Consider the following 22,245-nt stretch of genomic DNA (forward strand, 5'->3'; position numbering starts at 1 on the left):
ACTCGCCGCTGACGGTGCCGCTGACCGGGATCGGCTGACCCGCTTCGGCGGCGTTGATGACGTCGTCGGCGGTGATGTCGGCATCCAGGGTGATGCGGGCTTCCGGTGGTGTGGTATCCAGCAGCGTGGTGTCGTCGGTGGCGGTGGCCCTGTTGCCCGCCCCATCGGTCACGCTGGCATCCACCACCAGATTGCCATCCGCCAGGCCACTCAGGTCGGCGGTGGTGCGGTAGTTGCCATCGGCATCGGTGATGGCCGTGACGGTCACCTTGTCGCCGTTGGCATCGGTGATCACCAGGGTCACGGTGCGGTTGGCACCGACATCGGAGGTGCCGCTGATGGGCGCGTCGGCCACATTGGCCGCGTTCACGTCCTCCAGGCTCACCGTGATGGTGGCAGTGGTGTCCACGCTGCCGCCATCGGTAGCTGTGCCCCTGTTGCCAGCAGGATCGGTCACGCTGGCAGTCACCTCATAGCCGCCATCCGGCAGAGGGGTGAGCACGTCTGTGCTGTAGCTGCCATCCGGCTGCACAGTTGAGGTCAGCGTCTGCTGGTTGCCGTTGGCATCGGTCACCGTCAGGGTCACTGTGCTGCCTGGCGCTGCGTTCGTGCTCCCCGTGATGGTCGGCGTGCTGTCGCTGGTGTTGTCCGGGGCATTCACCGTCACTGAAGGCGCCGTGGTGTCCACGCTGCCATCGTCGCTCTCCGTCCCCGTGTTGCCGGCGGGATCGGTGACGGAGGCGGTCACCTGATAGCCCCCCTCGGCCAGCGGCGTGCCGACATCCACGCTGAAGCTGCCATCCGGATTGACCGTGGTGACCAGGGTCTGCTGGTTGCCATTGGCGTCGGTGACCACCAGAGTGACCGTGCTGCCCGCCGGGGCATCCGTGGTGCCAGTCAGGGTCGGCGTCCGGTCATTGGTGTTGTCGGGGGCTGAGACTGTGATGACGGGAGCGGTGAGATCGAGCAGTTCATCCTCGTTGCCTTGCGCGTCCACCAGCGGCGCCACCGCCTCCGGATTGGCGGTATCGAAGCCGGCAGTGGAGATGGTGGCATCGCCGGTTCTGTCGATGGTGATGAAGCCGCCATTGCCGCTGGCACCAGCAACGCCCCCTACGTTGCCCGCAGCGGGTGCCCCGCCCGCCGCCGACGCCTCAAATGTCTGGGTCGGGTCTATCCCTTCCAGAATGGCCTGCTGCAGGGCCGCAATGTCGTCAGGAGCCCCGGCTTGCGCCCGTTGTGCCAGCTGGGGCTCTTCAGACTCGGGAGTGTTGCTCGGGCTCAGGGTGAAGGTGGTCTCCCCACCCTGGAAGCTGGCCCCTTCCGGAGCAAGCAAGACCGCATCCTTGGGCAGCGCATCGCCTTCTACAAGAAGCGTCTGGCTCCCGTCAGCGGCAACCAGATAGACTTTTCCTTGCAAGTGGCTAACGACGACGGCCTGATCCAATACGATGCGCTTGTTGCTCATGGTTTCTCCTGAAATATCGATGGGCATATGGCTCCAGCGTGCAATTTGCCTGTTAATCGGGCCAGAAACCAGTGAGAAAAATCGAACGAACAGACCGAAATGAGGCCTAGTTCCGCGATGAAACCGAAGGGATGTGGGAAGTAAATAAAATTAACTAAATCAATAGCATCAATTATGACAGCAAGAAGATGGGAGCCGTAATGGCCCCCATTTTTTCCCCCATCAGGCACCGGCCCACAGCAGGATGGCCAGCAGCTGGGGAGAGATGATCCGCAGGAACATCACCAGTGGGTAGACGGTCGCGTAGGAGAGCGCGCTGGCCCCGCTGGTGGGGTGCATGCCGTTGGCGAAGGCCAGGGCGGGAGGATCCGTCATGGAGCCAGCCAGCAGGCCGCACAGGGTGAGGTAGTTGACCTTGCCATAATGGCGCGCCAGCATCCCGACCACCAGCAGCGGGATCAGGGTGATCGCCACGCCGTACATCATCCAGGCCGGGCCGTCGCCGTTGATCAGGGTGTCGATGAACCCGGCCCCCGACTTGAACCCCACCACCGCCAGGAACAGCACTATGCCGATCTCCCGCAGCGCCAGGTTGGCGCTCGGCGGCATGAACCAGTAGAGCTTGCCGATGCTGCCGATGCGCGACAGGATGAGCGCCACCACCAGGGGCCCCCCTGCCAGCCCGAGCTTGAGGGCCGCGGGGAAGCCCGGCAGATAGAAGGGGATGGAGCCGAGCAACACCCCCAATCCGATGCCGATGAAGACCGGCAGCATCTGCACCTGCTGCAGCTTCTGCTGCACGTTGCCGACCACGCTGGTCACCGCCTCGATGGCGTCCAGCCGTCCCACCAGGTTCAGGATGTCGCCAAACTGCAGGCTGGTCTGGCTGGTCGGGACCAGCTCGATGCCGGCCCGGTTGAGGCGCGAGATGACCACGTCGTACTTCTGCTTGATGTCGAGATCGCGGATCCGCTTGCCGAGCACCTGCTCGTTGGTGACCACCACCCGCTCCACCCGCAGCTCGGTGCCCCGGGTGGAGAGGGACGTATCCACCTCCTCCCCCAGCACCAGCAGCACCTTGTGCAGGGCGTGGCGCTCTCCCACCAGGTGCAGCAGATCGCCGAGCTCGATGCGCGAGTCGGGTCTGGGCACCATCAGCTCGTCGCCGCGCTTGAGGCGCGAGCAGATGACGTCGGCCTCGTCCAGGCTGGGGATCTCGCTCAGCATCAGGCCGTGCATGTTGGGGTTGCGCACCGCGATGTTGATGGTTTGCAGGCTCTCCTTGGTCTTGCCCGCCTGCTGCTCGAATGCGGCCGCCTCCTCCTCGATCTTGATGTGGAAGAACACCCGGATGAGCCACATGGTGAGCAGGATGCCGCAGATCCCGAACGGGTAAGCCACCGCGTACCCCATCCCCATCAGGCCGGTGGAGCCCGGATCCGCCCCGAGCTCCGCCAGGATCTGCTGGCCCGCCCCCAGGGAGGGGGTATTGGTCACGGCGCCGGAGAAGACCCCGAGGATCACCGGCAGCGGCACGTCGAACAACTGGTGCAGTGCCGCCGCCACCACGCAGCCGAGCACCACCAGCAGGGCGGCAAAGCCATTGAGCTTGAGGCCCGAGCTGCGCAGGGAGGAGAAGAAGCCGGGACCGACCTGGATGCCTATGGTATAGACGAACAGGATCAGGCCAAATTCCTGAATAAAATGAAGTGTTTGCTCATCCAGCTTCAAGCCGGACAGGCCGGCGAAGTGGCCCACTATGATGCCGCCGAACAGCACCCCGCCAATGCCCAAACCCACGCCATAGACCCGCCAGTTTCCCAGCCAGAGCCCCAGCACCGCCACCAGCGACAACATGCTGATGGAAAGCGCGATTTCACTCATCGTTTGCATCCTTTCCAAGCTGAACTGGCCCTAGCTTGTCAGCAAACGAAGGGAGCAACTGTGGAGTGCCGCACGAATTCGGGCTTTGATGAGCGCAAAGATACCAATTAAGGGCTAGATCCGGTCATTGCTCGCCACCATCTTCTGTGGCCGTACGACTCCTGCGACAGGGCCAGGGCCTGTGGTTAGACGTAGCCATAGATGGCCGCGAAGTGGCACAGGCTGCCCCCCAGCACGAACAGGTGCCAGATGGCGTGGTTGTAGGGGATGCCCCTGGCCACGTAGAAGATCACCCCCAGGCTGTAGATGAGTCCGCCGAGCCCCAGCAGCAGGAGCCCGGCACCGTCCAGATGCAGGTAGAGCTGGTAGACGACCACCAGGGACAGCCAGCCCAGCATCAGATAGGTGAAGAGCGACAAACGCCTGAAGCGGTTGATGAAGAGCAGCTTGAACAGCACCCCGGCCAGGGCCAGCCCCCAGATCACCACCATCAGCCCCTGTGCCAGCGGCGTATCGAGCGCCACCAGCAGGAAGGGGGTATAGGTGCCGGCGATCAGCAGATAGATGGCGCAGTGATCGAACAGCTTGCACCTGCGCCTGGCCCGCTCCGAGGTCATGCTGTGATAGAGCGTCGAGGCGAGATAGAGCAGCACCAGGCTGGCCCCATAGAGGCCGTAGCTCAGCAGCACCCTGGGTCCCTGATCCCACCCCTTGTGCAGCAGCAAGGCAAGACCCAGTCCGCCCAGCAGCAACCCCAGCCCATGGCTGAGGCGATTGGCCCACTCTTCCCGAGGGGAATACCCCGTCACATCCGTCATCACCACCTCCTGACCTGAACCGGTTCACTCTAGCGGCCGACGTTTCAGGCTACAAGTGTTAGCTCAAAATAAAGAACCAACGGTCGGGGGACCAGGAGATGGCTGTGCCCCCCGCCCCTTTGGTGTATGCTCTGCGGCCGACGCCGCCGGGACGGATGGCCGCGTCTGCCCGACAATCTGGTCTGGAGAACCCGATGAAGCTGACTGAACTGTTTACACAACCGGATCCTGACTTCGGCCAGGCCATGACGGCCCTGCTGGAGACCTTCCATCACTCCGACGACAGTCAGGCTCCCTATGAACGCGACAGCTTCGTCCACCAACTCGACCAGTCGTCCATGCCTGCCACCGGCATCAGCACGCAAGCCTATCTGGAACGGCTCGCCACCCTGGTGCCCGGCGCATCACACCTGACCTCCCCGCGCTATATGGGGCACATGACGGCGCCCCTGCCAGCCTTCACCGCCGAGCTGTCGCGCCTCTTGGTGATGCTGAACCAGAATCCCATGAAGATGGAGTCCTCCCGCCTGCTGAGCTTCCTGGAGCGGGAGGTGCTGGCCAAGTTGCATCGCCTCGTCTATCGCGAGGACGATGCCTTCTATGCGGCCCAGATGCACGCCAAGGATGCGGCCCTGGGCGTCATGACCAGCGGCGGCACCATCGCCAATGTCACCGCCCTCTGGCTGGCCCGCAACCGGGCCTGTGGCGACAACCTGTTTTCGCTCTTTGAGCAGGGCTATCGCGGCGCCGTGATCCTGGGGTCACGGCTGATGCACTACTCCTTCGACAAGGGGATGGATCTGCTGGGGCTGGGGGCCCGCAGCGTCTGGCGCCTCGACACCGACGAACACAACCGGCTCAGCCTGGCCGCGCTGGAGCAGGCGCTGCGCCAATGCAAGGAGCAGAAGATCAAGGTGCTGGCCCTGGTCGGGGTCGCCGGCAGCACGGACTTCGGCTCCATCGATCCCCTGCCGGAACTCGCCGCCATCGCACGGCGCGAGCAGATCCACTTCCACGTGGATGCCGCCTGGGGTGGCCCGACCCTCTTCTCCCCCCGCTATCAGGGCCTGCTGGAAGGGATCGATCAGGCCGATACCGTGACCCTGGACGGCCACAAGCAACTGCTGGTCCCTCTTGGCACCGGCATGCTGCTCTGCCGCCAGCCGGATCTGATGATGGCGGTGAAGCGCGAGGCGCCCTACGCCATTCGCGCCACCTCCTTCGATCAGGGACGCTTCACCCTGGAGGGCACCCGTCCCGCCAACGCCCTCTATCTGGATGCCGCCTTCCAGATGCTGGGGCGGCAGGGGTATGCCGAGCTCATCGACGCCAACTACGACAGGGCGCGGCGGATGGCGGCGCTCATCGAGGCGAGCCCCGCCTTCGAGCTGATGTCGGCGCCGGTGATGAACCTGCTCTCCTACCGCTGCATCCCGCCCCATCTACAGGGCAAGGTCCTGGACGAGGCAGCCAACGACGAGATCAATGCCTTCAACGTGGCACTGCAGAAGGCACAGCGCGCCGAGGGACACAGCTTCGTCTCCCGCACCCAGCGGGCGGTGAGCCGCTACGGCGAGCAATCGCTCACTCTGCTGCGCGCCGTGCTGCTCAATCCGCTGATCGAGGAGCGCCATATTCGCGAGCTGCTGGCGGATCAGCAGCGGCTGGGGATCGAGGTGGCACGGCAGCTTTTTGGCTGAGGAACTGGGGGGCAAATGAGCGGTCTTATTCATTTGCCGTTGTCTGACGGACAGGTACACTGAGTGAAATTTTGAGGTAATGAGCCCAGCATGAAGCAGTTTATCGAGTTTATCCCCCTGATCGTCTTCTTCGCGGTCTACAAGTTCTACGACATCTACACCGCCACCGGCGCCCTGGTGGTGGTCACCGGTCTGCAGCTCGCCTACGGCTGGATCCGCTATCGCAAGGTCGAGAAGATGCAGCTCTTTACCTTCCTGCTGGTCGGCTTCTTCGGCGGCCTCACCGTCTTCTTCCACGACGACGCCTTCATCAAGTGGAAGGTGACCGTCATCAACGTGCTGTTTGCCCTCGCCCTGCTCGTCAGCCGCTACGGCTTTGGCAAGAACCTGATCAAGCAGATGCTGGCCAAGGAGCTGCAGGCTCCCGACCGGATCTGGGACAACGTCAACCTGGGCTGGGTCGGTTTCTTTGCCCTCTGCGGCCTGCTCAACCTCTATGTGGCCTTCAACCTCTCCCAGGAGATGTGGGTCAACTTCAAGGTATTCGGCCTGCTGGGCATGACGCTCGTATTCACCCTGCTCAGCGGCGTCTACCTCTATCGCCACATGCCGGCCGAGCAGAAAGCAGAGCAGAAAAAATAACCGCAACCAGAAAAGGAGCCTCTCATGTGGTATCTGATCTACTCCGAAGACGTCGCGAACAGCCTGCCACAGCGCAAGCTGGCTCGCCCCGCCCACCTCGCCCGCCTGCAGGCGCTGCAGGATGAGGGGCGCCTGCTGACCGCGGGCCCCAACCCGGCCATCGATGCCGAGGATCCCGCCGATGCGGGTTTCACCGGCAGCACCGTCATCGCCGAGTTCGGCAGCCAGGCCGAGGCCCAGGCCTGGGCCGATGCGGATCCCTATGTAGCGGCCGGCGTCTATGCCCGCGTCACCATCAAGCCGTTCAAGAGAGTCTTCTGACCTCATCGATGCTCATCGCAAACAAAAAGGCCGGACAATGTCCGGCCTTTTTGCATCCGATGCCCGGCTCAGGCCCTGGCCACAAACCAGGGGTTGAGGATATCCGGCTTGTTGTAACGCAGGGGGGAACCGTCCAGCTGGGTGACGCTGCCCCCCGCCCCCTCCAGCACCGCCTGGGCAGCGCCGGTGTCCCACTCGCAGGTCGGGGCGAGACGGGGGTAGAGCTCGGCCCCGCCCTCGGCAATGATACAGAACTTGAGCGAGCTGCCCATGGAGACCAGCTCGATGTCGCCCCGCTCCATGTCACCAAAGCGGGCCAGGTAATCCAGGGTCTCCCCGGAGAGGTGGTTGCGGCTGCCCACCACGCGCCACGCCTGCCCCTCTTCGTGGGGATGGGTCTGAATGGCCTCATGCCTGCCATCGACCACACGCCAGGCCCCCAGCCCCTTTCCCCCATACCAGAGCTTGTCCAGCACAGGGGCATAGACCAGCCCCCAGACCGGAGCGCCCTGTTCAATCAGCGCGATGTTCACCGTGAACTCGCCGTTGCGGGAGACAAACTCCTTGGTGCCATCCAGCGGATCCACCAGCCAGTAGCGGGACCATGCGAGCCTGGCCTGCAGGGTCGCGACGTCCGACTCTTCCGACAGCACGGGGATCGAGGGCGTGAGCCGGGCCAGCGCCCGGACGATCACCTCGTGGGCCCCCTTGTCCGCGGCAGTCAGCGGGCTCTCGTCCTGCTTGTACTCCACCGCGAAGGGTTGACTGTAGATGGCCATGATGGACTCACCGGCGGCGCGGGCGATGGGTTCCAGCTCGGAAATGGTGGGTAGATACATAGAAAAGACATCTCGCTCAAAGGGTTAGTCAGTGTAACCGAGCGGGCATCTTCGGCTTATAGCCGTTTGCACTGACTTATAAAGTGTCAAAACTGACAGACAAAAAGTGGCGCAACCCAACTAATGATGAATATGCCAATAAGGCAATATCATAAGGATGTGACACCATGATCAAAAAGCCCCTGATCGCCGCCCTGTTGCTGGGCTGCCTCCCTCTGCTGACTCAGCCCGTACTGGCCGCCGACAAGCCGACCACCAAGCCTGCCGCGACCGTCGCGACCACCACTGAGGCCGGCAAGATCAACCTCAATACCGCCAGCGCCGATGAACTTGCGTCCCTGAAGGGTATCGGCGAGAAGAAGGCACAGGCCATCGTCGACCATCGCGAGAAACAGGGCAAGTTCACCTCGGTGGATCAGCTGACGGACGTGAGCGGCATAGGGCCCGCCACCCTGGAGGCGAATCGGGACATGATTATCGTCAAGTAACCGGTTTGAATCCCCATCATCCCGAGGGCGGCCTGTGGCTGCCCTATTTTTCTTCGGGTATCATGAGCCCACTTCGTATTTTGGGACTCACTCCATGAAAAAGACACCGTTCGTTGTTCGCAAGGCCGTTCTCCCCGTCGCCGGCCTGGGTACCCGCATGCTGCCCGCCACCAAGGCCATCCCCAAGGAGATGCTGCCTGTGGTCGACAAGCCGCTGATCCAGTATGTGGTGCGCGAGGCCATCGCCGCCGGCATCAAGGAGATCATCCTGGTGACCCATTCGAGCAAGAACTCCATCGAGAACCACTTCGACAAGAGCTTCGAGCTGGAAGCGACCCTGGAGAAACGGGTCAAGCGCCAGTTGCTGGAAGAGGTGCAGCACATCTGCCCCAAAGACGTCACCATCATGCACGTGCGCCAGGGTGAGGCAAAAGGCCTGGGCCACGCGGTGCTGTGCGCCCGCCCGCTGATCGGGGATCAGCCCTTCGCCGTCCTGCTGCCGGACGTGCTCATCGACGAGGTGGCCAGCGATCTCAAGCAGGACAACCTGGCGGAGATGGTGCACCTGTTCGAAGAGAACCAGATCAGCCAGATCATGGTGGAGGCCGTCCCCGAGAGCGAGGTGGACAAGTACGGCATCGCCGACATCAAGGGCGAGGCGCTGAGCGCCGGCATGTCCCTGCCCATGCAGGCCATCGTCGAGAAGCCGCCCCGTGACGAGGCCCCCTCCAACCTGGCCGTGGTCGGTCGCTATGTGCTCTCCGCCAACATCTGGCCCCTGCTGGAGAAGACCCCGGCCGGTGCCGGCGACGAGATCCAGCTGACCGATGCCATCGCCATGCTGATGGAGAAAGAGCAGGTCAACGCCTACTTCATGAAGGGGCGCAGCCACGATTGCGGCAGCAAGCTCGGTTACATGAAGGCCAACGTGGAGTACGCCGTGCGCCACCGCGAGCTGGACGGCGAATTTACCGCCTGGTTGAAGCAGTTCGTCAAACAGTTGTAATCGCTGAATATTTGCACAACAAGCAGAATAAAAAACTGGGCATCATTCGATGCCCATTTTCATTTTATAAACAAATATTCAACCATCGATAGATAAAATATCGTCAAAACCTGTCATTGTAATTCAATCCTGCTTGTTTTATAAGGAATATGGCTTGTTCCTAGCCCTTGCATAAAATTTCTAAAAAAATATAAGACACAGGTGGAAGTTCCAATGAATAACCCGTCCAAAGGGACCTTTTTAGGTCACCCTAAAGGGCTTTTTTTGCTCTTTAGTACCGAACTCTGGGAGAGATTCTCCTACTACGGCATGCGTGCCGTGCTCGTCCTCTATCTGACCGACATGACCGCCAACGGCGGCATGGGCTGGACCCAGGCCGATGCCCTCAAGCTGTACGGCATCTACACCGGCCTGGTCTACATCACTCCGATCATCGGCGGCTGGCTGGCAGATACCTTCCTGGGCCAACGTCGCGCCATCCTGTTCGGTGCCGTGCTGATGGCCGCCGGCCAGTTTACCCTGGCCCTGCCCCACGCCATGTTCCCGGACATGGTCAACACCGTCTTCTACGCGGGCCTCGGCCTGCTGATCCTGGGGAACGGCCTGTTCAAGCCGAACATCTCCACCATGGTGGGTGACCTGTATCAGGAAGGGGATCACCGCCGTGACGGTGCCTTCACCATCTTCTACATGGGCATCAACCTGGGCTCCCTGCTGGCAGGGGTGATCTGCGGCGCCGCTGCCACCGCCTACGGCTGGCAGGCAGCCTTCGTCAGCGCCGGTATCGGCATGCTGCTCTCCCTGGTTGTGCAGGCCACCATGGCCCAGCGTTTCCTCGGCGACATCGGCCGCGTGCCGGCCGCCCAGCGCGCCGCCCTGCAGCGCTCCAAGGAGCAGAAGGCCCCGCTGACCAAGCAGGAAGTGGATCGCATCAAGGTCATCCTGGTGCTGGGTCTGTTCACCATCATCTTCTGGGCCGGCTTCGAGCAGGCCGGCGGCCTGATGAACCTGTACGCACAGGAATATACCGATCGCATGATCGGCAGCTTCGAAGTGCCGACCGCCTGGTTCCAGTCCCTGAACCCCTTCTTCATCATCACCCTAGCCCCCATAGTCGCGGCCATCTGGATCAAGCTCGGCAAGAAAGAGCCGAACTCCCCGGTGAAGTTCGCCATGGGTCTGCTGTTCCTGGCCATCGGCTTCCTGTTCATGATCGGTGCCGTGCTGGAGCAGGGGGGTGATCAGGCCGTCAAGACCTCCATGTTCTGGCTGGTCGGCGCCTACCTGTTCCATACCCTGGGCGAGCTCTGCCTCTCCCCCATCGGCCTCTCCATGGTGACCAAGCTGGCTCCGCTGCGCCTGGCCTCCCTGATGATGGGTGCCTGGTTCGGCTTCGTGGCCCTGGCCAACTATGCCGCCGGTTTCATCGGCTCCTTCGTAGGCGAATCCGGTGCCATGGCCATCTTCGGTGGCATCGCCCTGGCCGCCGTGATCAGCGCCCTGATCCTGCTGACCATGGCCAACCGCCTGGTCTACTGGATGCACGGTGCCGAAGGCCCCGCCAAGGAGCCGGAGCAGGAGAACAAGCTGCAGTCCGCCACCGTCTGATTCGGTCAGGATTGTGCAATGCAAGCAGGGCGCCCATGGGCGCCCTGCTTGTTTGTGCCGTCGTCGGCGTGCTCAGTGATGGCGTACCTGCATTTTCAGGGCGCTGCCGCTGTCGCTGCGAAACAGCAGCTCGAACGGCTCATGCCAGCTGCGCCTGTGCAGCGCATAGCGGCTGCTGCGCATCAGGCCGAGCGGCAACCCGCCACAACGCATCAACCAGTGGGGGGAAGTGAGACCGGCATTGGCGAAGACCAGTCCGTCCTCCTGATCGAACAGCAGCGCTGCCATGGCGAAGGAGTGGCGCAGGCCAGATTCCAGCAATTGCAGGTTGAGGTAGTCCAGCAGCCTGTGTGGCTGGGTCAGGAGTCGGCTCTCCTGCTGCTGGAACTGGCGATAGGGGCCGTTCATCAGGGAGCGCACCAGGGCCCCGCAGAAGGCGGCGTCCACACCGAGGATAGGCAGCTCCATCACCAGCACCAGCAGCTTGTCGTCCAGCTTGAAGGTATCGGGGATGAAGAGGTTCCCCATACCGGCAAAGGTCACCTGCCAGGGTCCCCACTCCTGCATGCCCGGCGGTGCCAGCCAGGCCAGCAGGCGACTGGAAGCCAGATCGTGTCCCCGGAAGAAGTCGATGTGTTCCATCAGCTCCAGTTGCTGGCTGTGTTGGCCGTTGTGCATCAGGCACTGATCGATGCTGCGCCGGATCTGCTCATAGTCATCCACCGGCTTGATGAAGAAGTCACGGGCCCCCGCCCGCAGCGCCCGCTCGATCGCAGCCATCTGATCCTGGCCTGAGATGACGATGACGGGCACCTCGGGGTAGCGGGCACTGAGGCAGGCGATCACCTCATGGCCATCCATGTTCGGCATGTTGAGGTCACACAACACGACATCGGGGTGATAGAGCGCCGCCGCCGAGAGCCCCTCTATTCCATCCTCGGCCTGGAAGACGCAGGCCCCGTCGTGCTCGAGATAAGATACCAGCGAGTGGCGAAAAACCGCTTCGTCTTCCACCACCAAGATCCGTAGTCCGGCTTTTGACATCTTGACAAAGCTCTTATTAGTCAAATGGTTATTTGAGCATTAAGACTAGATCATGGGGGTTGAATCCCGCCACTCCATCTTGCCGCCAACGGTCGCGATGTCTGCCAACCATTTGAAATGGACTGATTATTTTATCAACACTCCCTGTGCGGTCATGGCCGCCTTGACGAGCGGATGTCCCGTCCAGGGTCGTCTCGAATTGTGTGAGACCCCGCCATGAGGGATAATGCCCCCCACTCCAGATCGTGAAGCAGACCATGACGCCAGCCGAATACAGCGCCCTCGCCCATCCCAGACTCTCCCATCCGGCACGCAGCCTCTATACCCTGCAGCTGCGCCGGCTGGTGCTGGAAAATCGGCAGCAAAGGCTCAACTACCCTGAACTGGGTCGCGCCCTGGCGGTCGTCGATCCGGGCAATCCCGGCAGTTTCAGCTATCAGGTCAACGCCCGCCAGCTGACCGAGCTACTCGACGAGCTGATGGAGGCCGAACTGCTGCAGGTCGAGGCGCAGGCTGACAGTGAGCACTACCATCAGTGCCCCTTCCTGCTGCCACTGCTGAGCCAGCGGGTACGCAGCCCGCTGCCGGAGCGGCCGTTCCAGATGCACCTGCAGTGGCGGCCGGATGAAGAGCTGCCCGCCCTCGCCCGCCTGTGCGGAGTGATCGACGCCAGCTACAGCGAGGAGGATCTCGGCGAGTTCATCGCCTACTGGCTCGGCCGCCCCGAGGTGTTCGATTCCCAGCACCAGTGGATGCTGAAATTCATTCGCGCCCTTAAGGGTCGGCGCTATGCCCGTCGCCAACCGACTGTGGTAGCGGGATATCAGCAGATCACCCCGGCCCCGGCCGAGACGGGCCCGAGCAAGCGGGCACAGGAGATGATCGAAGTGGCCAAGCGTCTCGCTCAGGAGCCGGAGAATGATTGATCCCGGGTATTCGCCGCTGGCACCATTAGCCGTATCATCAGACGCTTGCCATTTCCCTCGCAGAAGGAGCCATTCATGACAGATCCGCACGACCCACTGCGCGAGGAGCTGCAGGAGATCGAGGCAAGACGCCAGAAGATCGCCAAGGCCAAACAGGATCAGCGCGTGCGCGATCCCGAGCTGAGCCGGCATGTGGGTGGCCTGCTCGAGCGCATCCGCCGCCTGCAGGCCCAGACCGGCGGCACTCAGTACGACTACGAGACCCTGCGCAAGGAGTATGACGCCAAGGCCAATGCCGAGGTGCGCGAGCTGCAGAAGGCGGCGCGCCAGGAACGGATCCAGAAGCTGATCGCCCAGGCCGATCTCAACCCCGACTGGATCTTCGACAAGATGGATGCCACCGATCCCGCACTGCAGTATCCCATCGAGACAGCCCGCTACTTCATCAGCGGTTTCGAACACTGGGAGAAGAGCGGCGGCGGTTGCATGCTCATCTATGGCGACTACGGCACCGGCAAGTCGACCCTGGCGGGCGCCGTGGCCCACGAGCTGATCGAGCGCCACCAGAAATCGGTGATCTTCCAGCAGTGGGCCTCCATCGTAGACAGGCTCTTCTTCAACGTCATCCAGGATCAGGAGGAGCGCAACCAGTACCGCCGCGCCTTGGAAGAGGTGGATCTGCTGATCATCGACGAGGTGGCGGCCAACCGTGCCAAGATGGCAGAGAGCCAGTCCAGCTTCCTCGGCCACCTGCTGCGCCGGCGCCGCAACCTGTCGAAAAGCGTCATCATCATCACCAACCACGGCCCCCAGAGCCTGCATCAGGCCATCGGCGACTTCAGCTTCGAGGCGATCAAGGCGTTCAACCCGGTGGACATTCACCTGAGCGGCCCCAGCCGTCGCCCCAGCATAGGCAACTATCAGGGTTGACTCCTCGGGCCGGCGTCCCCGACGTCCGGCCCGTCATTTCCCCTCTCGTCCTCACAAATAAAAACGGCTCTCATTTACAGGAGGGCTGCGCCCTCCTAGGCTAACCCTTTTCTTCAAAGGGAGCCTCTCATGCCAACCACACTCATCTTCGGTGCCAGCCGCGGGCTGGGCCGAGCCTTCACCGGGCAGGCGCTGCGCCAGGGTCACAGGGTCGTCGCCCTGGTGCGCCATGCCGACATGGCCGCCGAACTGCAATCTCTGGGTGTCGAGGTCGTCACCGGGAATGCCCTGGATCCACAGGCCGTGACCATGGCATGTCAGGCAGCCGGCAACGCGGCGCGAGTCATCTCCACCCTCGGCAGCTTCCGCCAGGCCGAGCCCGTCGACTACCTGGGCAATCGCCTGGTGATCGACGAGATGGAGCGGGCCGGGCTCAGCCGCCTGCTGCTGGTGACCTCCCTAGGTTGTGGCGATAGCTGGCAATACCTGCCCAAGCGGGCGCGGGAGGCCTTCGGTCACGAGGTGCGTCTGAAGAGTCTGGCGGAGAGCTGGCTGCAGACCAGCACCCTTGACTGGACCATATTGCGGCCCGCCGGCTTGCAGGATGGGGAGGCGACGGGACAGGCCGAGCTGAGCCAGAACAAGGAGCTACACGGCCTGGTGCGCCGCCAGGATGTGGCGATACGGGGTATGCAACTGCTCACCGACCCGCAGGCCCTTGGCCAGATCTACGCCATCGGCGATCCCGGCCTCAGCCGGGGGTGAGCCCGCGGATAAGGGGGGGACGAGCCTGCGAAAAACAAGACGGTCAGCCCTGTGGCTGACCGTTTTGTTGTTCACCTTGCGTTGATGGCCTCTAGCGAGAAGAAGGTTCACCCGCTCCCGCCGTGGCCGGCTCATCCGGCGTTCCCTGATGGCCCGCAGGGCGCGGCTGCCGCCGATGAAGCAACCAGCAAGCCAGTGTTCCATACAGCAGCGCCAACCCCCACAGCCGCCACCAGTAGGCAGAGACCTGGGCAAAGTCGGCCCCCATCTGGTTGAGGCGCAGGAAGCCTTCGATGGCTGCCGTGCTCGGCACCCACTGCCCCAGCCAGTTGAGCGGCGCCGGGATCAGCTCCAGCGGCCAGATAAAGCCCGCGAGAAACACCAGCGGCAGGGAGGAGAGCAGCACTATCTGGGTCGGCAGGTCGCGGCGACTGACCAGGGCCCCCAGCACCACCCCAAGCCAGGTGGTCGCGAGCAGGAACGGCAGGGTGAACAGCCAGAGCGCCCCCGGCGCCGCGGTGCGGGCAATGCCGTAGTGATCGAAGCAGAAGCCGAAGAAGTAGGTCACCGGCAGCACGAAGAGCCCCCCCACCACCAGGGTGCGGGCCAGCAGCAGCGCCAGCACGGGGGCACTCTGCCAGTAACCTGCCTCCCCACGGCGGCTGCGCTGGTTCTGGGTCGCCCCCAGGATGCCGGTGCCCATGAGTAGTACCTGGTGCAGGATCAGCACGAATACCGCCGGCACCACGTAGTTCACATAGCCCATGGTGGGGTTGAACACAGGCAGCACGTTGAGGGCCACCGCATTCCAGCCCATGGCGGCCTGGGGCAACACCTCCCCATGGCTCAGCAGCCGGGCCACCTTGATCTGGGCGGCAAGCGTCCCCCCCGCCTGGGCCAGCCCTTCGGCTATGGTGCCGTAGACCAGGAAGTAGGAAGCATCACCCGCATAGCCCAGGGTCACGCTCCTGCCCAGCATCAGGTCCCGATAGAAATGGCGGGGGATGTGCAAGATGCCGCTCGCCTTCCCGGCCACCATCATCTGGCGTGCCTCATCGAGGGAGTCTGCCCGCGCCACCAGTTTGACCTGCGCCGTGGCATCGGCCATGAACTCCAGCTGGCGCGAGAGCTGGCTGCCATCCTCGTTGACCACCACCACGGGCTCTTCCCGCGGCAGCTGGTGCAGGTAAGGCTGCGGATAGAGGAAGGAGTAGAAAAGCACGCCGCCAAACAGGGTCAGCATGATGGCGCGATCCGCCAAGAGGGTGCGCAGCTCCAGGCGCAACAGATCGACAAATCCCAGCATCACTCAGGCTCCTTCTCGGCGATTGCGACGGATTGACGGACCAGTTCCGCCTGCTGCCGGTAACGGCGCATCACCAACAGCAGGGGCAGCAGAAACAGCAGCAGTGCCCCGAGCTGGGGCAGTGCCGCCGCCAGCGGCTGGCCGTAGTTGCTCTGGCCTATCTGCAGCTCGACATAGTGAGAGATGGGCAGCAGGCTGCGCCAGAACTGGGCCACATCCCCCATGGCGCTGACCGGAAAGGTGACCCCCATGAAGGCGAATCCCGGCGCCGTGTAGGCACCAGCCAGAGAGAGCGCCCGCGCCGGATCCCGGATGATGGCGTAGAAGAAGGCCCCCATGGTGACGCAGGCGGCCGAGGCCACCCCCAGCCCCACCGTCAGCACCAGCCAGCTCCCCTGCATGGGGTACCCCAGCCCCTTGAACAGCAGCAGACTCCACCCTAGCCCCCACCCCCAGCCGATGAGCATATGGGGCAACAGGGTACGCCAGAGGCCGAACCAGATCCCTCTGGTGGTCCAGTCCAACCCGAGGCGATCGGTGCGGGCCAGGGCATTGAGGCCATAGAGCACCGCCAGGATCTGCCACACCGCCGGCAGCAGGGCGCTCAGCAGAAACTGGGCGTAACTGGAATTGAGGTTGTAGAGCGCCGTCACCTGGCTCGCGATTGGCACCGACTGCCCCAGCGCACCGGGCAGCGCCTTGCCGTCGGCCATGGCCTCCAGTACCCCTACCTGGCCGTTGAGAGTCCCCACCACCTGGGCCAGCGCCGAGTTGACCAGCTTGGCGATCAGGATGAACTGGCCGTTGTTGAACACCGTCACCCTGGGCTGGGTCCCCTCGCGGGCGTCCCGCTCCAGGTGATGGGGGATCACCACCAGGGCGTAGATGTCGCCCCCCCGCAAGGCGTTGGCCCCCTCGTCGATGGCGTCGAACTGCCGCGCTATCTTGAGCCCGGCGGAGCCATCCAGGGAAAACGCCAGCTGGCGGGAGAGGGGGCTGCGATCCAGATCCACCAGACCCACCTTGAGGTCGCGCGCCAACCCGGCCGAAAAGATCCAGCACAGGCTCCCTATCAGCAGCAGGGGCACCCAGCTCGCCAGCGCCCGGCCGAACGGATCCTGCCACAGCAACCGCCATTCGCGTCCCATCAGAGCTCGACCAGCACGCTCATGCCGACCCGCAACCCGTCGACCGGTTGCAGGGGGCGCGCCTCCACCTGGAAGCTCTTCATGTCGAACCCCTGGCGGGTATCGGTGGCACGCCAGGTGGCGAAATCCCCCATCACAGCCACATGGGTCACCTTGAAGCGCACGGTCTGGTCACCAAGGCCCGGGATGCGGGCATCAAACTCGGTACCGAGCGGGAAGCGGGGCAGCAGATCTTCGCGGATATGGAACTGGGCCCAGGCATCCTTCATGTCGAGCAGGGTCACCACGGGGAAGCCCTGGGGAGCCAGCTCGCCGCTGCGCAGCAGCACCTGGGTGACTTCCCCCTCATGGGGGCTGGCGATGCGGGTGTCAGCCAGATAGGCCTCCACTTCGGCCACTCCCCCTGCCGCCATCTTGGCCTGCTCGCGGGCCGCGACCTTGGTCTCTTCCCGCGCCCCTTCCAGCGCCATCTGGTATTGCTGCCAGGCCATACCCTCGCTGTATTTTGCCGCTTGCCAGGCCGTCCAGGCCTCGTCACGCTTTTGCAGCGACATCACGCCATCCCGGTGCAGGCTGGCGATGCGCTCATAGGTCTTGCCATGGAGCAGGGCGGCCGCCTTGGCCTGCTGCCACTGATCCTTGGCGGCGGCGATCTGCTGCACTCGCGCCCCCTTCTCGGCCTCCTCGGCCATGGCGCCGGCCGCCGCCTGGCCCGCCTTGGCCTGGCTCAGCTTGGCCTCGATCTCGGGGCTCGCCAGAGTGAACGCCAGCTGTCCCCTGGCCAGTTGATCCCCCTTCTTCACCAGCACCTCGTCGATACGGCCCGCCACCTTGGAGGAGACGGAGTACTGCTGCGCCTCTATCTGCCCCTGCAGCCGGACCGGTTCCGGCTGATAGGCCAGCCAGAAGCGCCAGCCGAGCCAGAGGACCAGCAGCACCAGGACCAGGGGCAGCAACCAGGGCTTGCCCTGGCTCATCTTCTTCTTGATGGGGGGATGACTCATGAATTCACCTCGGCAAACGGGCGACCCTTGGTGGTCGAAACGGACATGAATAACGGAGTGGAAGAGAGCGCGATCATGAGTTCACCTCGATGGCCTGGCCATGCTGATACTGGTTGAAACTGTTCATCTGGCCGGAGAGCGCCAGCAGGCGGGCCAGGGAGATCACATATTGGTAGGCGGCAGCGGCGCGCTGGGTCTTGACCCCGGCCAGCTGGGTCTGCGCATCCACCACATCCAACGAGGTGGAGAGCCCCTGCCCGAACGCCTTGTCACGCAACCGCACGTTCTCCTCGGCCAGCGCCTGGGTCGAGGAGAGGGAGTGGTACTCCTCCAGCCCCTGGGCCGCCTCGCGCCAGGTCTTCTCGACCAGCAGCTCCAGATCCTGGCGGGTCTTGGCTTGCAGCAGGTTGACCTGGAGTTCGGCGCTCTTGGCCGCCTGGACCGTCTCGGAACGGCCATCACGACTCACCAGCGGCATGCTGACCCCGACCCCGACCAGCCAGTCCGGTGTGGTCTTGGAGACGATGGAGTCATCCTCATAGAGGTTGTAGTTGCCGAACAGGAACAGCTCGGGGGCGTATTTGCCCTTCTCCAGCTTGATCATGCCCTGGGCCTGCTCCTTCTTGGCCGCCAGCAGCTTGAGGCCGGGGTGCACCGCCAGGGTCTCCTGCACCAGGGGAGCGAGCTGTGGCATCCCCTCGTTGATGAAGAGGCGGGTATTGGGCTCAGCCTGTTTGAGCTTGAGCAGGTGACCTAGGGCCAGCTGGGCGATCTCCAGACTGCGTCGCGCCTTCTGGGTGTCGATGCGTGCCCTGTCATAGGCCGACTGGGCCGAAAGGCGCTCCACCTTGGCGATCTGGCCCTGGGCCTCGAGTTTGTTGGCATGATCCAGGTGATGGGCAAGCCCCTCCTCGATCTCCTGCTTGGTTTGCACCACCTGGGCCGCCAGCACCACGCCGAAGTAGGTCTGGGAGAGGCTCTCGAAGGTGGACTGCTGTTTGAGCACCAGCAACTGCTCGGCCTCGCTCACCTGGGCCTGACGAATATCCTGGGCCGCATCGATGCGCCCGCCGGTAAAGAGCGGCCACAGCATCTTGACCGAACTGGTGACCACGTTCTGCTTGGTGAGCGGGGTGACGAAGTCGCTCGGGCTGAGATTGAGCGCCTGCATGACGGGCCCCAGCACCTTGCCGAACTCGGGGTGGTTGGCTATGGGGTTGAGATCCAGCATGTCCAGCTCCATCGGCTGATCGAGGTGGGTATAGCTGGCCCCCACATCCACCTTGGGCAGGTACATGGCCTTGGCCGCCTCCCGCAGTTGCTGGGCCCTCTCCACCCCGGCCTGTTCCGCCGCCAGGCCGTCATCCTGCTGGATGACCCGGCTCCAGGCCTCGCTGAAGCTGACCGTCTGCGCCTGGGCCGACCCCAGCACGACACCCAGCAGGCATGGGCAGAGCAATTTGATGAACCTTGCCGTCATACATCCCCGATCCGTTTGTAATGAAATTGTGTGGAGCTTTTGCTCGATTCAGGCCCGCTATCATAGCCTAAACCGGCCAAGGAAGGAGACTCACAATTCACCGCGCCCCTCACCCATTTGACACTGAACATGCTCCCAGACAATATGCCCGATTTTCAAGCACTCCTGAATTTGCAAGCCTTGGCGCGACGTTTTTTTCAGAAAAAAATGGCTGACGCTCAAATACTAACCTTTTCTCCTGACTAAAAAATGCGTAATATACGCCGCCCTAAGCCGATGGTAACCGTGTAATGCAGATAGGTCCCCACACGCTTGAAACTCCCCTGATCGTGGCCCCCATGGCCGGTGTAACAGACCGACCATTTCGTGAACTCTGTTTGCGGCTGGGTGCCGGCATGGCCGTTTCCGAGATGCTGCTGGCCAACCCGGATGTCTGGGATACCCAGAAAACCCGGATGAGAATGGATCACTCTGCAGAAGGTGGCTTGCGATCGGTCCAGATTGCCGGTGCCGACCCCGAGATGATGGCGTTTGCTGCCCGCTACAACGTGGAGCAGGGCGCTCAGATCGTCGACATCAACATGGGATGTCCGGCAAAAAAAGTGAATAAGAAGCTGGCAGGTTCCGCCCTGCTGCGCCAACCAGACCTGGTCAGATCCATCTGCCGGGCCGTGGTGGACGCGGTGGAGGTGCCTGTCACCTTGAAGATCCGCACAGGATGGGATCCGGATAACCGCAATGGCGAGGAGATCGCCCGAATCGCCGAAGATTGCGGTATCGCGGCCCTTGCCGTGCATGGTCGTACCCGTGCCTGCCTCTACAAGGGTGAAGCGGAGTACGACACTATCAGGGCGATTAAGCAGGCCGTATCGATTCCTGTTGTCGCCAATGGCGACATCGATAGCCCGGAGAAGGCCCGGTATGTCCTCGACTATACCGGTGTCGATGCCGTGATGATCGGCCGTGCTGCGCAAGGACGACCCTGGATTTTCCGGGAAATTCGCCATTTTCTTGAGACGGGCACCAAGCTGCCACCTCCCGACAGGGAAGAGGTTCGCACCCTGATGAACGAGCATGTCACCAATCTGCACCGGTTTTACGGTGCCTATCTGGGGGCGCGCATTGCCCGTAAACACGTGGGCTGGTATCTGGATGAAGAAGAGGCGGGCCGAGAATTCCGTAAGCACTTCAATGCCCTGGATTGTGCAGACGCACAGCTTGAGGCACTCGAAGCGTATTTCGATGGATTAGGTTAACGCATAACTAAAGAGCCGACCGAATATGTTCGAACAAACCCTGACTTCTGATGCATTGGTAACAACTACTCACAATCACGCTGCCGAGCCGACCCAACGCCCCCTGCGTGACTCTGTGCAACAGGCCCTGCGTAACTACCTGGCCCAGTTGAACGGTCAGGAAGTGATTGATCTGTACGATATGGTTCTCTCCGAAGTCGAAGCCCCCATGCTGGACGTGATCATGCAGTACACCCGTGGTAACCAGACTCGCGCCGCCGTGATGATGGGCATCAACCGCGGTACCCTGCGCAAGAAGCTCAAGCGCTACGGCATGAACTGATCTCAGTCCCTGTCCGCAGTGCGGAAAAAGGCGTATCCCAGCGATGGGATACGCCTTTTTCTATGGCCGGTCATTTCGACGCGGGCCGTCACTCGGCTGCCAACTTGACCCCTAACCCCACGAACAGCCCTCCCATCACGCGGTTCAGCCAAGTTGCTACCCGGGCGGGCAATCGCACCTTGCGGCTTGCAAACTCGGTGGAAAACGCCAGCAGATGGCACCAGATCATGCCGTTGAGGTTGAAGATGCAACCCAGCACGATGAAGGCCAGCGCCTTCTGCGGCGCAGCGGGATCGATAAACTGGGGCACGAAGGCGAGGAAGAAGAGCGCCACCTTGGGATTGAGCACATTGGTGAGCAACCCTTGCCGGAAGATCCGCCCATAGGAGAGCCTGGGCAGTGCCACAGCCTCATTCCCGGCGACCGCAGCGCCAGTCCTATGCCTGAGCAGTGATATCCCCAGATAGACCAGATAGAACGCCCCCATCAGCTTGATGACGGCGAACAGCTCGGCCGAGGTACTCAGCAGGGCCGACAGCCCCAGGGCTGCGGCTAGCACGTGCACCATGGTGCCCGTTCCTATCCCCAGCGCCGCCACCGAGCCGGCCCGCCAGCCTTGTGAACCGCTGCGCAGCATGATAAGCAGGGAATCCGGTCCCGGCATCATGTTCAACAGCAGACCGGAGACGATAAACAACGCCAGATCGTGGATCCCCAACATACACAGCTCCCTTATCGATGAGATTCACAGTCTAAGGATCCGGCAACGCTTGTCACTCCCTCCCGCCGCAATAGTGATCATCAGAAAAAGGAATGGTAACTCATTGCACCCAAGGTCATGAGCCCCCAGGGCGACTGGTAACCACCTTGGCAGGCAGACACTTTGTGCGGAGGAAAGGGGATGGCAGATGCAATAGAAGCCGGAGGAGTAGCGGAGTAAAGATAGGCAAGGCTACGCGGGAGCCGAATTTCAGGCAAATAAAAAACCCCGCTCAAATGAGCGGGGTTTCTCGTGTTGGGTGCCTGGCAGTGTCCTACTCTCGCATGGCGAATGCCACACTACCATCGGCGCTACAGCGTTTCACTTCTGAGTTCGGCATGGGGTCAGGTGGTTCCACTGCGCTATTGCCGCCAGGCAAAATCTTCAATCTGAAAAAGCTGATTTAATTATTCGTTCTCGGTATCTGCTACAAGCCTTCGAACACTTCTTGGGTGTTGTATGGTTAAGCCTCACGGGTAATTAGTATGGGTTAGCTCAACACGTCGCCGCGCTTACACACCCCACCTATC

General features: G+C 62.5%; 21 protein-coding genes and 1 rRNA gene. 11 read left to right on the forward strand and 11 right to left on the reverse strand.

The genetic code is table 11. The features are described 5' to 3' along the window. The 3 genes from AB5Y72_RS09785 to AB5Y72_RS09795 all read right to left on the reverse strand — a co-directional run. Positions 1–1,468, reverse strand: a 1,468-nt coding sequence (locus AB5Y72_RS09785) for a retention module-containing protein (RefSeq protein ID WP_368198931.1), incomplete at its 3' end; no start/stop codon positions are given. 222 nt (positions 1,469–1,690) lie between these two features. Beyond that, positions 1,691–3,352, reverse strand: a complete 1,662-nt coding sequence (locus AB5Y72_RS09790; protein WP_216991726.1) for a putative transporter — start codon at positions 3,350–3,352, stop codon at positions 1,691–1,693. Positions 3,353–3,537: 185 nt separating this feature from the next. Further along, positions 3,538–4,170 carry a hemolysin III family protein gene (locus AB5Y72_RS09795; protein WP_209795099.1) on the reverse strand — a complete coding sequence of 211 codons (633 nt, stop codon included), beginning with the start codon at positions 4,168–4,170 and terminating at the stop codon, positions 3,538–3,540. A gap of 194 nt (positions 4,171–4,364) precedes the next feature. Between AB5Y72_RS09795 and AB5Y72_RS09800 the strand changes: the two genes are divergently transcribed. From AB5Y72_RS09800 to AB5Y72_RS09810, 3 genes are all read left to right on the forward strand, one after another. Continuing rightward, on the forward strand, positions 4,365–5,870 hold the full coding sequence (locus tag AB5Y72_RS09800; RefSeq protein ID WP_216991725.1) for an aminotransferase class V-fold PLP-dependent enzyme: 1,506 nt from the start codon (positions 4,365–4,367) through the stop codon (positions 5,868–5,870). A gap of 90 nt (positions 5,871–5,960) precedes the next feature. Then, positions 5,961–6,512 (forward strand): septation protein A, encoded by a 552-nt coding sequence (locus AB5Y72_RS09805; protein ID WP_209795101.1) that lies wholly within the window; start codon positions 5,961–5,963, stop codon positions 6,510–6,512. A 24-nt stretch (positions 6,513–6,536) separates the two neighbouring features. After that, positions 6,537–6,833, forward strand: a complete 297-nt coding sequence (locus AB5Y72_RS09810; protein WP_216991724.1) for a YciI family protein — start codon at positions 6,537–6,539, stop codon at positions 6,831–6,833. A gap of 68 nt (positions 6,834–6,901) precedes the next feature. On the opposite strand, the gene cysQ is transcribed toward AB5Y72_RS09810, so the two are convergent. Then, positions 6,902–7,672, reverse strand: coding sequence for a 3'(2'),5'-bisphosphate nucleotidase CysQ (cysQ, locus tag AB5Y72_RS09815; protein WP_216991723.1), 771 nt, complete (start codon positions 7,670–7,672; stop codon positions 6,902–6,904). Between the two features lie 167 nt (positions 7,673–7,839). Between cysQ and AB5Y72_RS09820 the strand changes: the two genes are divergently transcribed. The 3 genes from AB5Y72_RS09820 (at position 7,840) to AB5Y72_RS09830 (ending at position 10,774) form a co-directional block, all read left to right on the forward strand. Continuing rightward, positions 7,840–8,160 carry a helix-hairpin-helix domain-containing protein gene (locus tag AB5Y72_RS09820; RefSeq protein WP_325783738.1) on the forward strand — a complete coding sequence of 107 codons (321 nt, stop codon included), beginning with the start codon at positions 7,840–7,842 and terminating at the stop codon, positions 8,158–8,160. Positions 8,161–8,254: 94 nt separating this feature from the next. Next, entirely contained in the window at positions 8,255–9,166 is a 912-nt protein-coding gene (gene galU / locus AB5Y72_RS09825) for a UTP--glucose-1-phosphate uridylyltransferase GalU (protein ID WP_042076788.1), read from the forward strand. Between the two features lie 213 nt (positions 9,167–9,379). Then, positions 9,380–10,774, forward strand: a complete 1,395-nt coding sequence (locus AB5Y72_RS09830; protein ID WP_209795105.1) for a peptide MFS transporter — start codon at positions 9,380–9,382, stop codon at positions 10,772–10,774. A 72-nt stretch (positions 10,775–10,846) separates the two neighbouring features. Here AB5Y72_RS09830 and AB5Y72_RS09835 read toward each other — a convergent pair whose 3' ends face one another. Beyond that, positions 10,847–11,818 carry a response regulator gene (locus AB5Y72_RS09835; RefSeq protein ID WP_216991721.1) on the reverse strand — a complete coding sequence of 324 codons (972 nt, stop codon included), beginning with the start codon at positions 11,816–11,818 and terminating at the stop codon, positions 10,847–10,849. A gap of 257 nt (positions 11,819–12,075) precedes the next feature. Here AB5Y72_RS09835 and AB5Y72_RS09840 point away from each other — a divergent pair, with 257 nt between their 5' ends. The 3 genes from AB5Y72_RS09840 (at position 12,076) to AB5Y72_RS09850 (ending at position 14,439) form a co-directional block, all read left to right on the forward strand. After that, positions 12,076–12,744, forward strand: coding sequence for a DnaT-like ssDNA-binding domain-containing protein (locus tag AB5Y72_RS09840; protein WP_216991720.1), 669 nt, complete (start codon positions 12,076–12,078; stop codon positions 12,742–12,744). 75 nt (positions 12,745–12,819) lie between these two features. Next, a complete protein-coding gene (locus tag AB5Y72_RS09845; protein ID WP_318162678.1) occupies positions 12,820–13,674 on the forward strand; it encodes a DnaA/Hda family protein in 855 nt (284 codons plus the stop codon). Between the two features lie 129 nt (positions 13,675–13,803). Next, positions 13,804–14,439: an SDR family oxidoreductase gene (locus tag AB5Y72_RS09850; protein ID WP_325783737.1), complete on the forward strand. Its 636-nt coding sequence runs from the start codon at positions 13,804–13,806 to the stop codon at positions 14,437–14,439. A gap of 91 nt (positions 14,440–14,530) precedes the next feature. Here the strand turns inward: AB5Y72_RS09850 and AB5Y72_RS09855 are convergent, their stop codons facing one another. From AB5Y72_RS09855 to AB5Y72_RS09870, 4 genes are all read right to left on the reverse strand, one after another. Next, positions 14,531–15,745: an ABC transporter permease gene (locus tag AB5Y72_RS09855; RefSeq protein ID WP_325783736.1), complete on the reverse strand. Its 1,215-nt coding sequence runs from the start codon at positions 15,743–15,745 to the stop codon at positions 14,531–14,533. Beyond that, complete coding sequence (locus tag AB5Y72_RS09860) at positions 15,745–16,893, reverse strand: ABC transporter permease (RefSeq protein ID WP_325783735.1); 1,149 nt, start codon at positions 16,891–16,893, stop codon at positions 15,745–15,747. Before AB5Y72_RS09860 ends, AB5Y72_RS09855 begins: the two co-directional genes overlap by 1 nt. After that, the gene (locus AB5Y72_RS09865; RefSeq protein ID WP_325783734.1) at positions 16,893–17,897 is read right to left on the reverse strand and encodes an efflux RND transporter periplasmic adaptor subunit; all 1,005 of its coding nucleotides are present in this window, start codon (positions 17,895–17,897) and stop codon (positions 16,893–16,895) included. Before AB5Y72_RS09865 ends, AB5Y72_RS09860 begins: the two co-directional genes overlap by 1 nt. Before the next feature lie 73 nt (positions 17,898–17,970). Further along, entirely contained in the window at positions 17,971–19,377 is a 1,407-nt protein-coding gene (locus AB5Y72_RS09870; protein WP_216991715.1) for a TolC family protein, read from the reverse strand. A gap of 290 nt (positions 19,378–19,667) precedes the next feature. Here AB5Y72_RS09870 and dusB point away from each other — a divergent pair, with 290 nt between their 5' ends. Both dusB and fis read left to right on the forward strand, forming a co-directional pair. Next, entirely contained in the window at positions 19,668–20,633 is a 966-nt protein-coding gene (gene dusB, locus AB5Y72_RS09875) for a tRNA dihydrouridine synthase DusB (RefSeq protein WP_042076799.1), read from the forward strand. 25 nt (positions 20,634–20,658) lie between these two features. Further along, a complete protein-coding gene (gene fis, locus AB5Y72_RS09880; RefSeq protein WP_005309538.1) occupies positions 20,659–20,955 on the forward strand; it encodes a DNA-binding transcriptional regulator Fis in 297 nt (98 codons plus the stop codon). An 88-nt stretch (positions 20,956–21,043) separates the two neighbouring features. On the opposite strand, the gene AB5Y72_RS09885 is transcribed toward fis, so the two are convergent. Together AB5Y72_RS09885 and rrf are read right to left on the reverse strand one after the other, a co-directional pair. Then, positions 21,044–21,676, reverse strand: a complete 633-nt coding sequence (locus AB5Y72_RS09885) for a LysE family translocator (protein WP_216991714.1) — start codon at positions 21,674–21,676, stop codon at positions 21,044–21,046. A gap of 300 nt (positions 21,677–21,976) precedes the next feature. Next, positions 21,977–22,091: ribosomal RNA gene (gene rrf / locus AB5Y72_RS09890) — 5S ribosomal RNA — on the reverse strand. Between the last annotated feature and the right edge of the window lie 154 nt (positions 22,092–22,245).

The sequence above is a fragment of the Aeromonas sp. R7-4 genome (assembly GCF_040908055.1).
GTDB lineage: Bacteria > Pseudomonadota > Gammaproteobacteria > Enterobacterales > Aeromonadaceae > Aeromonas > Aeromonas sanarellii.

Bases quoted from the DNA above. Each gene is read 5' to 3' on its own strand.
- AB5Y72_RS09790 (WP_216991726.1), bottom strand. From the start codon at position 3,352: ATGAGTGAAATCGCGCTTTCCATCAGCATGTTGTCGCTGGTGGCGGTG.
- AB5Y72_RS09795 (WP_209795099.1), bottom strand. From the start codon at position 4,170: ATGACGGATGTGACGGGGTATTCCCCTCGGGAAGAGTGGGCCAATCGC.
- AB5Y72_RS09800 (WP_216991725.1), top strand. From the start codon at position 4,365: ATGAAGCTGACTGAACTGTTTACACAACCGGATCCTGACTTCGGCCAG.
- AB5Y72_RS09805 (WP_209795101.1), top strand. From the start codon at position 5,961: ATGAAGCAGTTTATCGAGTTTATCCCCCTGATCGTCTTCTTCGCGGTC.
- AB5Y72_RS09810 (WP_216991724.1), top strand. From the start codon at position 6,537: ATGTGGTATCTGATCTACTCCGAAGACGTCGCGAACAGCCTGCCACAG.
- cysQ (WP_216991723.1), bottom strand. From the start codon at position 7,672: ATGTATCTACCCACCATTTCCGAGCTGGAACCCATCGCCCGCGCCGCC.
- AB5Y72_RS09820 (WP_325783738.1), top strand. From the start codon at position 7,840: ATGATCAAAAAGCCCCTGATCGCCGCCCTGTTGCTGGGCTGCCTCCCT.
- galU (WP_042076788.1), top strand. From the start codon at position 8,255: ATGAAAAAGACACCGTTCGTTGTTCGCAAGGCCGTTCTCCCCGTCGCC.
- AB5Y72_RS09830 (WP_209795105.1), top strand. From the start codon at position 9,380: ATGAATAACCCGTCCAAAGGGACCTTTTTAGGTCACCCTAAAGGGCTT.
- AB5Y72_RS09835 (WP_216991721.1), bottom strand. From the start codon at position 11,818: ATGTCAAAAGCCGGACTACGGATCTTGGTGGTGGAAGACGAAGCGGTT.
- AB5Y72_RS09840 (WP_216991720.1), top strand. From the start codon at position 12,076: ATGACGCCAGCCGAATACAGCGCCCTCGCCCATCCCAGACTCTCCCAT.
- AB5Y72_RS09845 (WP_318162678.1), top strand. From the start codon at position 12,820: ATGACAGATCCGCACGACCCACTGCGCGAGGAGCTGCAGGAGATCGAG.
- AB5Y72_RS09850 (WP_325783737.1), top strand. From the start codon at position 13,804: ATGCCAACCACACTCATCTTCGGTGCCAGCCGCGGGCTGGGCCGAGCC.
- AB5Y72_RS09855 (WP_325783736.1), bottom strand. From the start codon at position 15,745: ATGCTGGGATTTGTCGATCTGTTGCGCCTGGAGCTGCGCACCCTCTTG.
- AB5Y72_RS09860 (WP_325783735.1), bottom strand. From the start codon at position 16,893: ATGGGACGCGAATGGCGGTTGCTGTGGCAGGATCCGTTCGGCCGGGCG.
- AB5Y72_RS09865 (WP_325783734.1), bottom strand. From the start codon at position 17,897: ATGAGTCATCCCCCCATCAAGAAGAAGATGAGCCAGGGCAAGCCCTGG.
- AB5Y72_RS09870 (WP_216991715.1), bottom strand. From the start codon at position 19,377: ATGACGGCAAGGTTCATCAAATTGCTCTGCCCATGCCTGCTGGGTGTC.
- dusB (WP_042076799.1), top strand. From the start codon at position 19,668: ATGCAGATAGGTCCCCACACGCTTGAAACTCCCCTGATCGTGGCCCCC.
- fis (WP_005309538.1), top strand. From the start codon at position 20,659: ATGTTCGAACAAACCCTGACTTCTGATGCATTGGTAACAACTACTCAC.
- AB5Y72_RS09885 (WP_216991714.1), bottom strand. From the start codon at position 21,676: ATGTTGGGGATCCACGATCTGGCGTTGTTTATCGTCTCCGGTCTGCTG.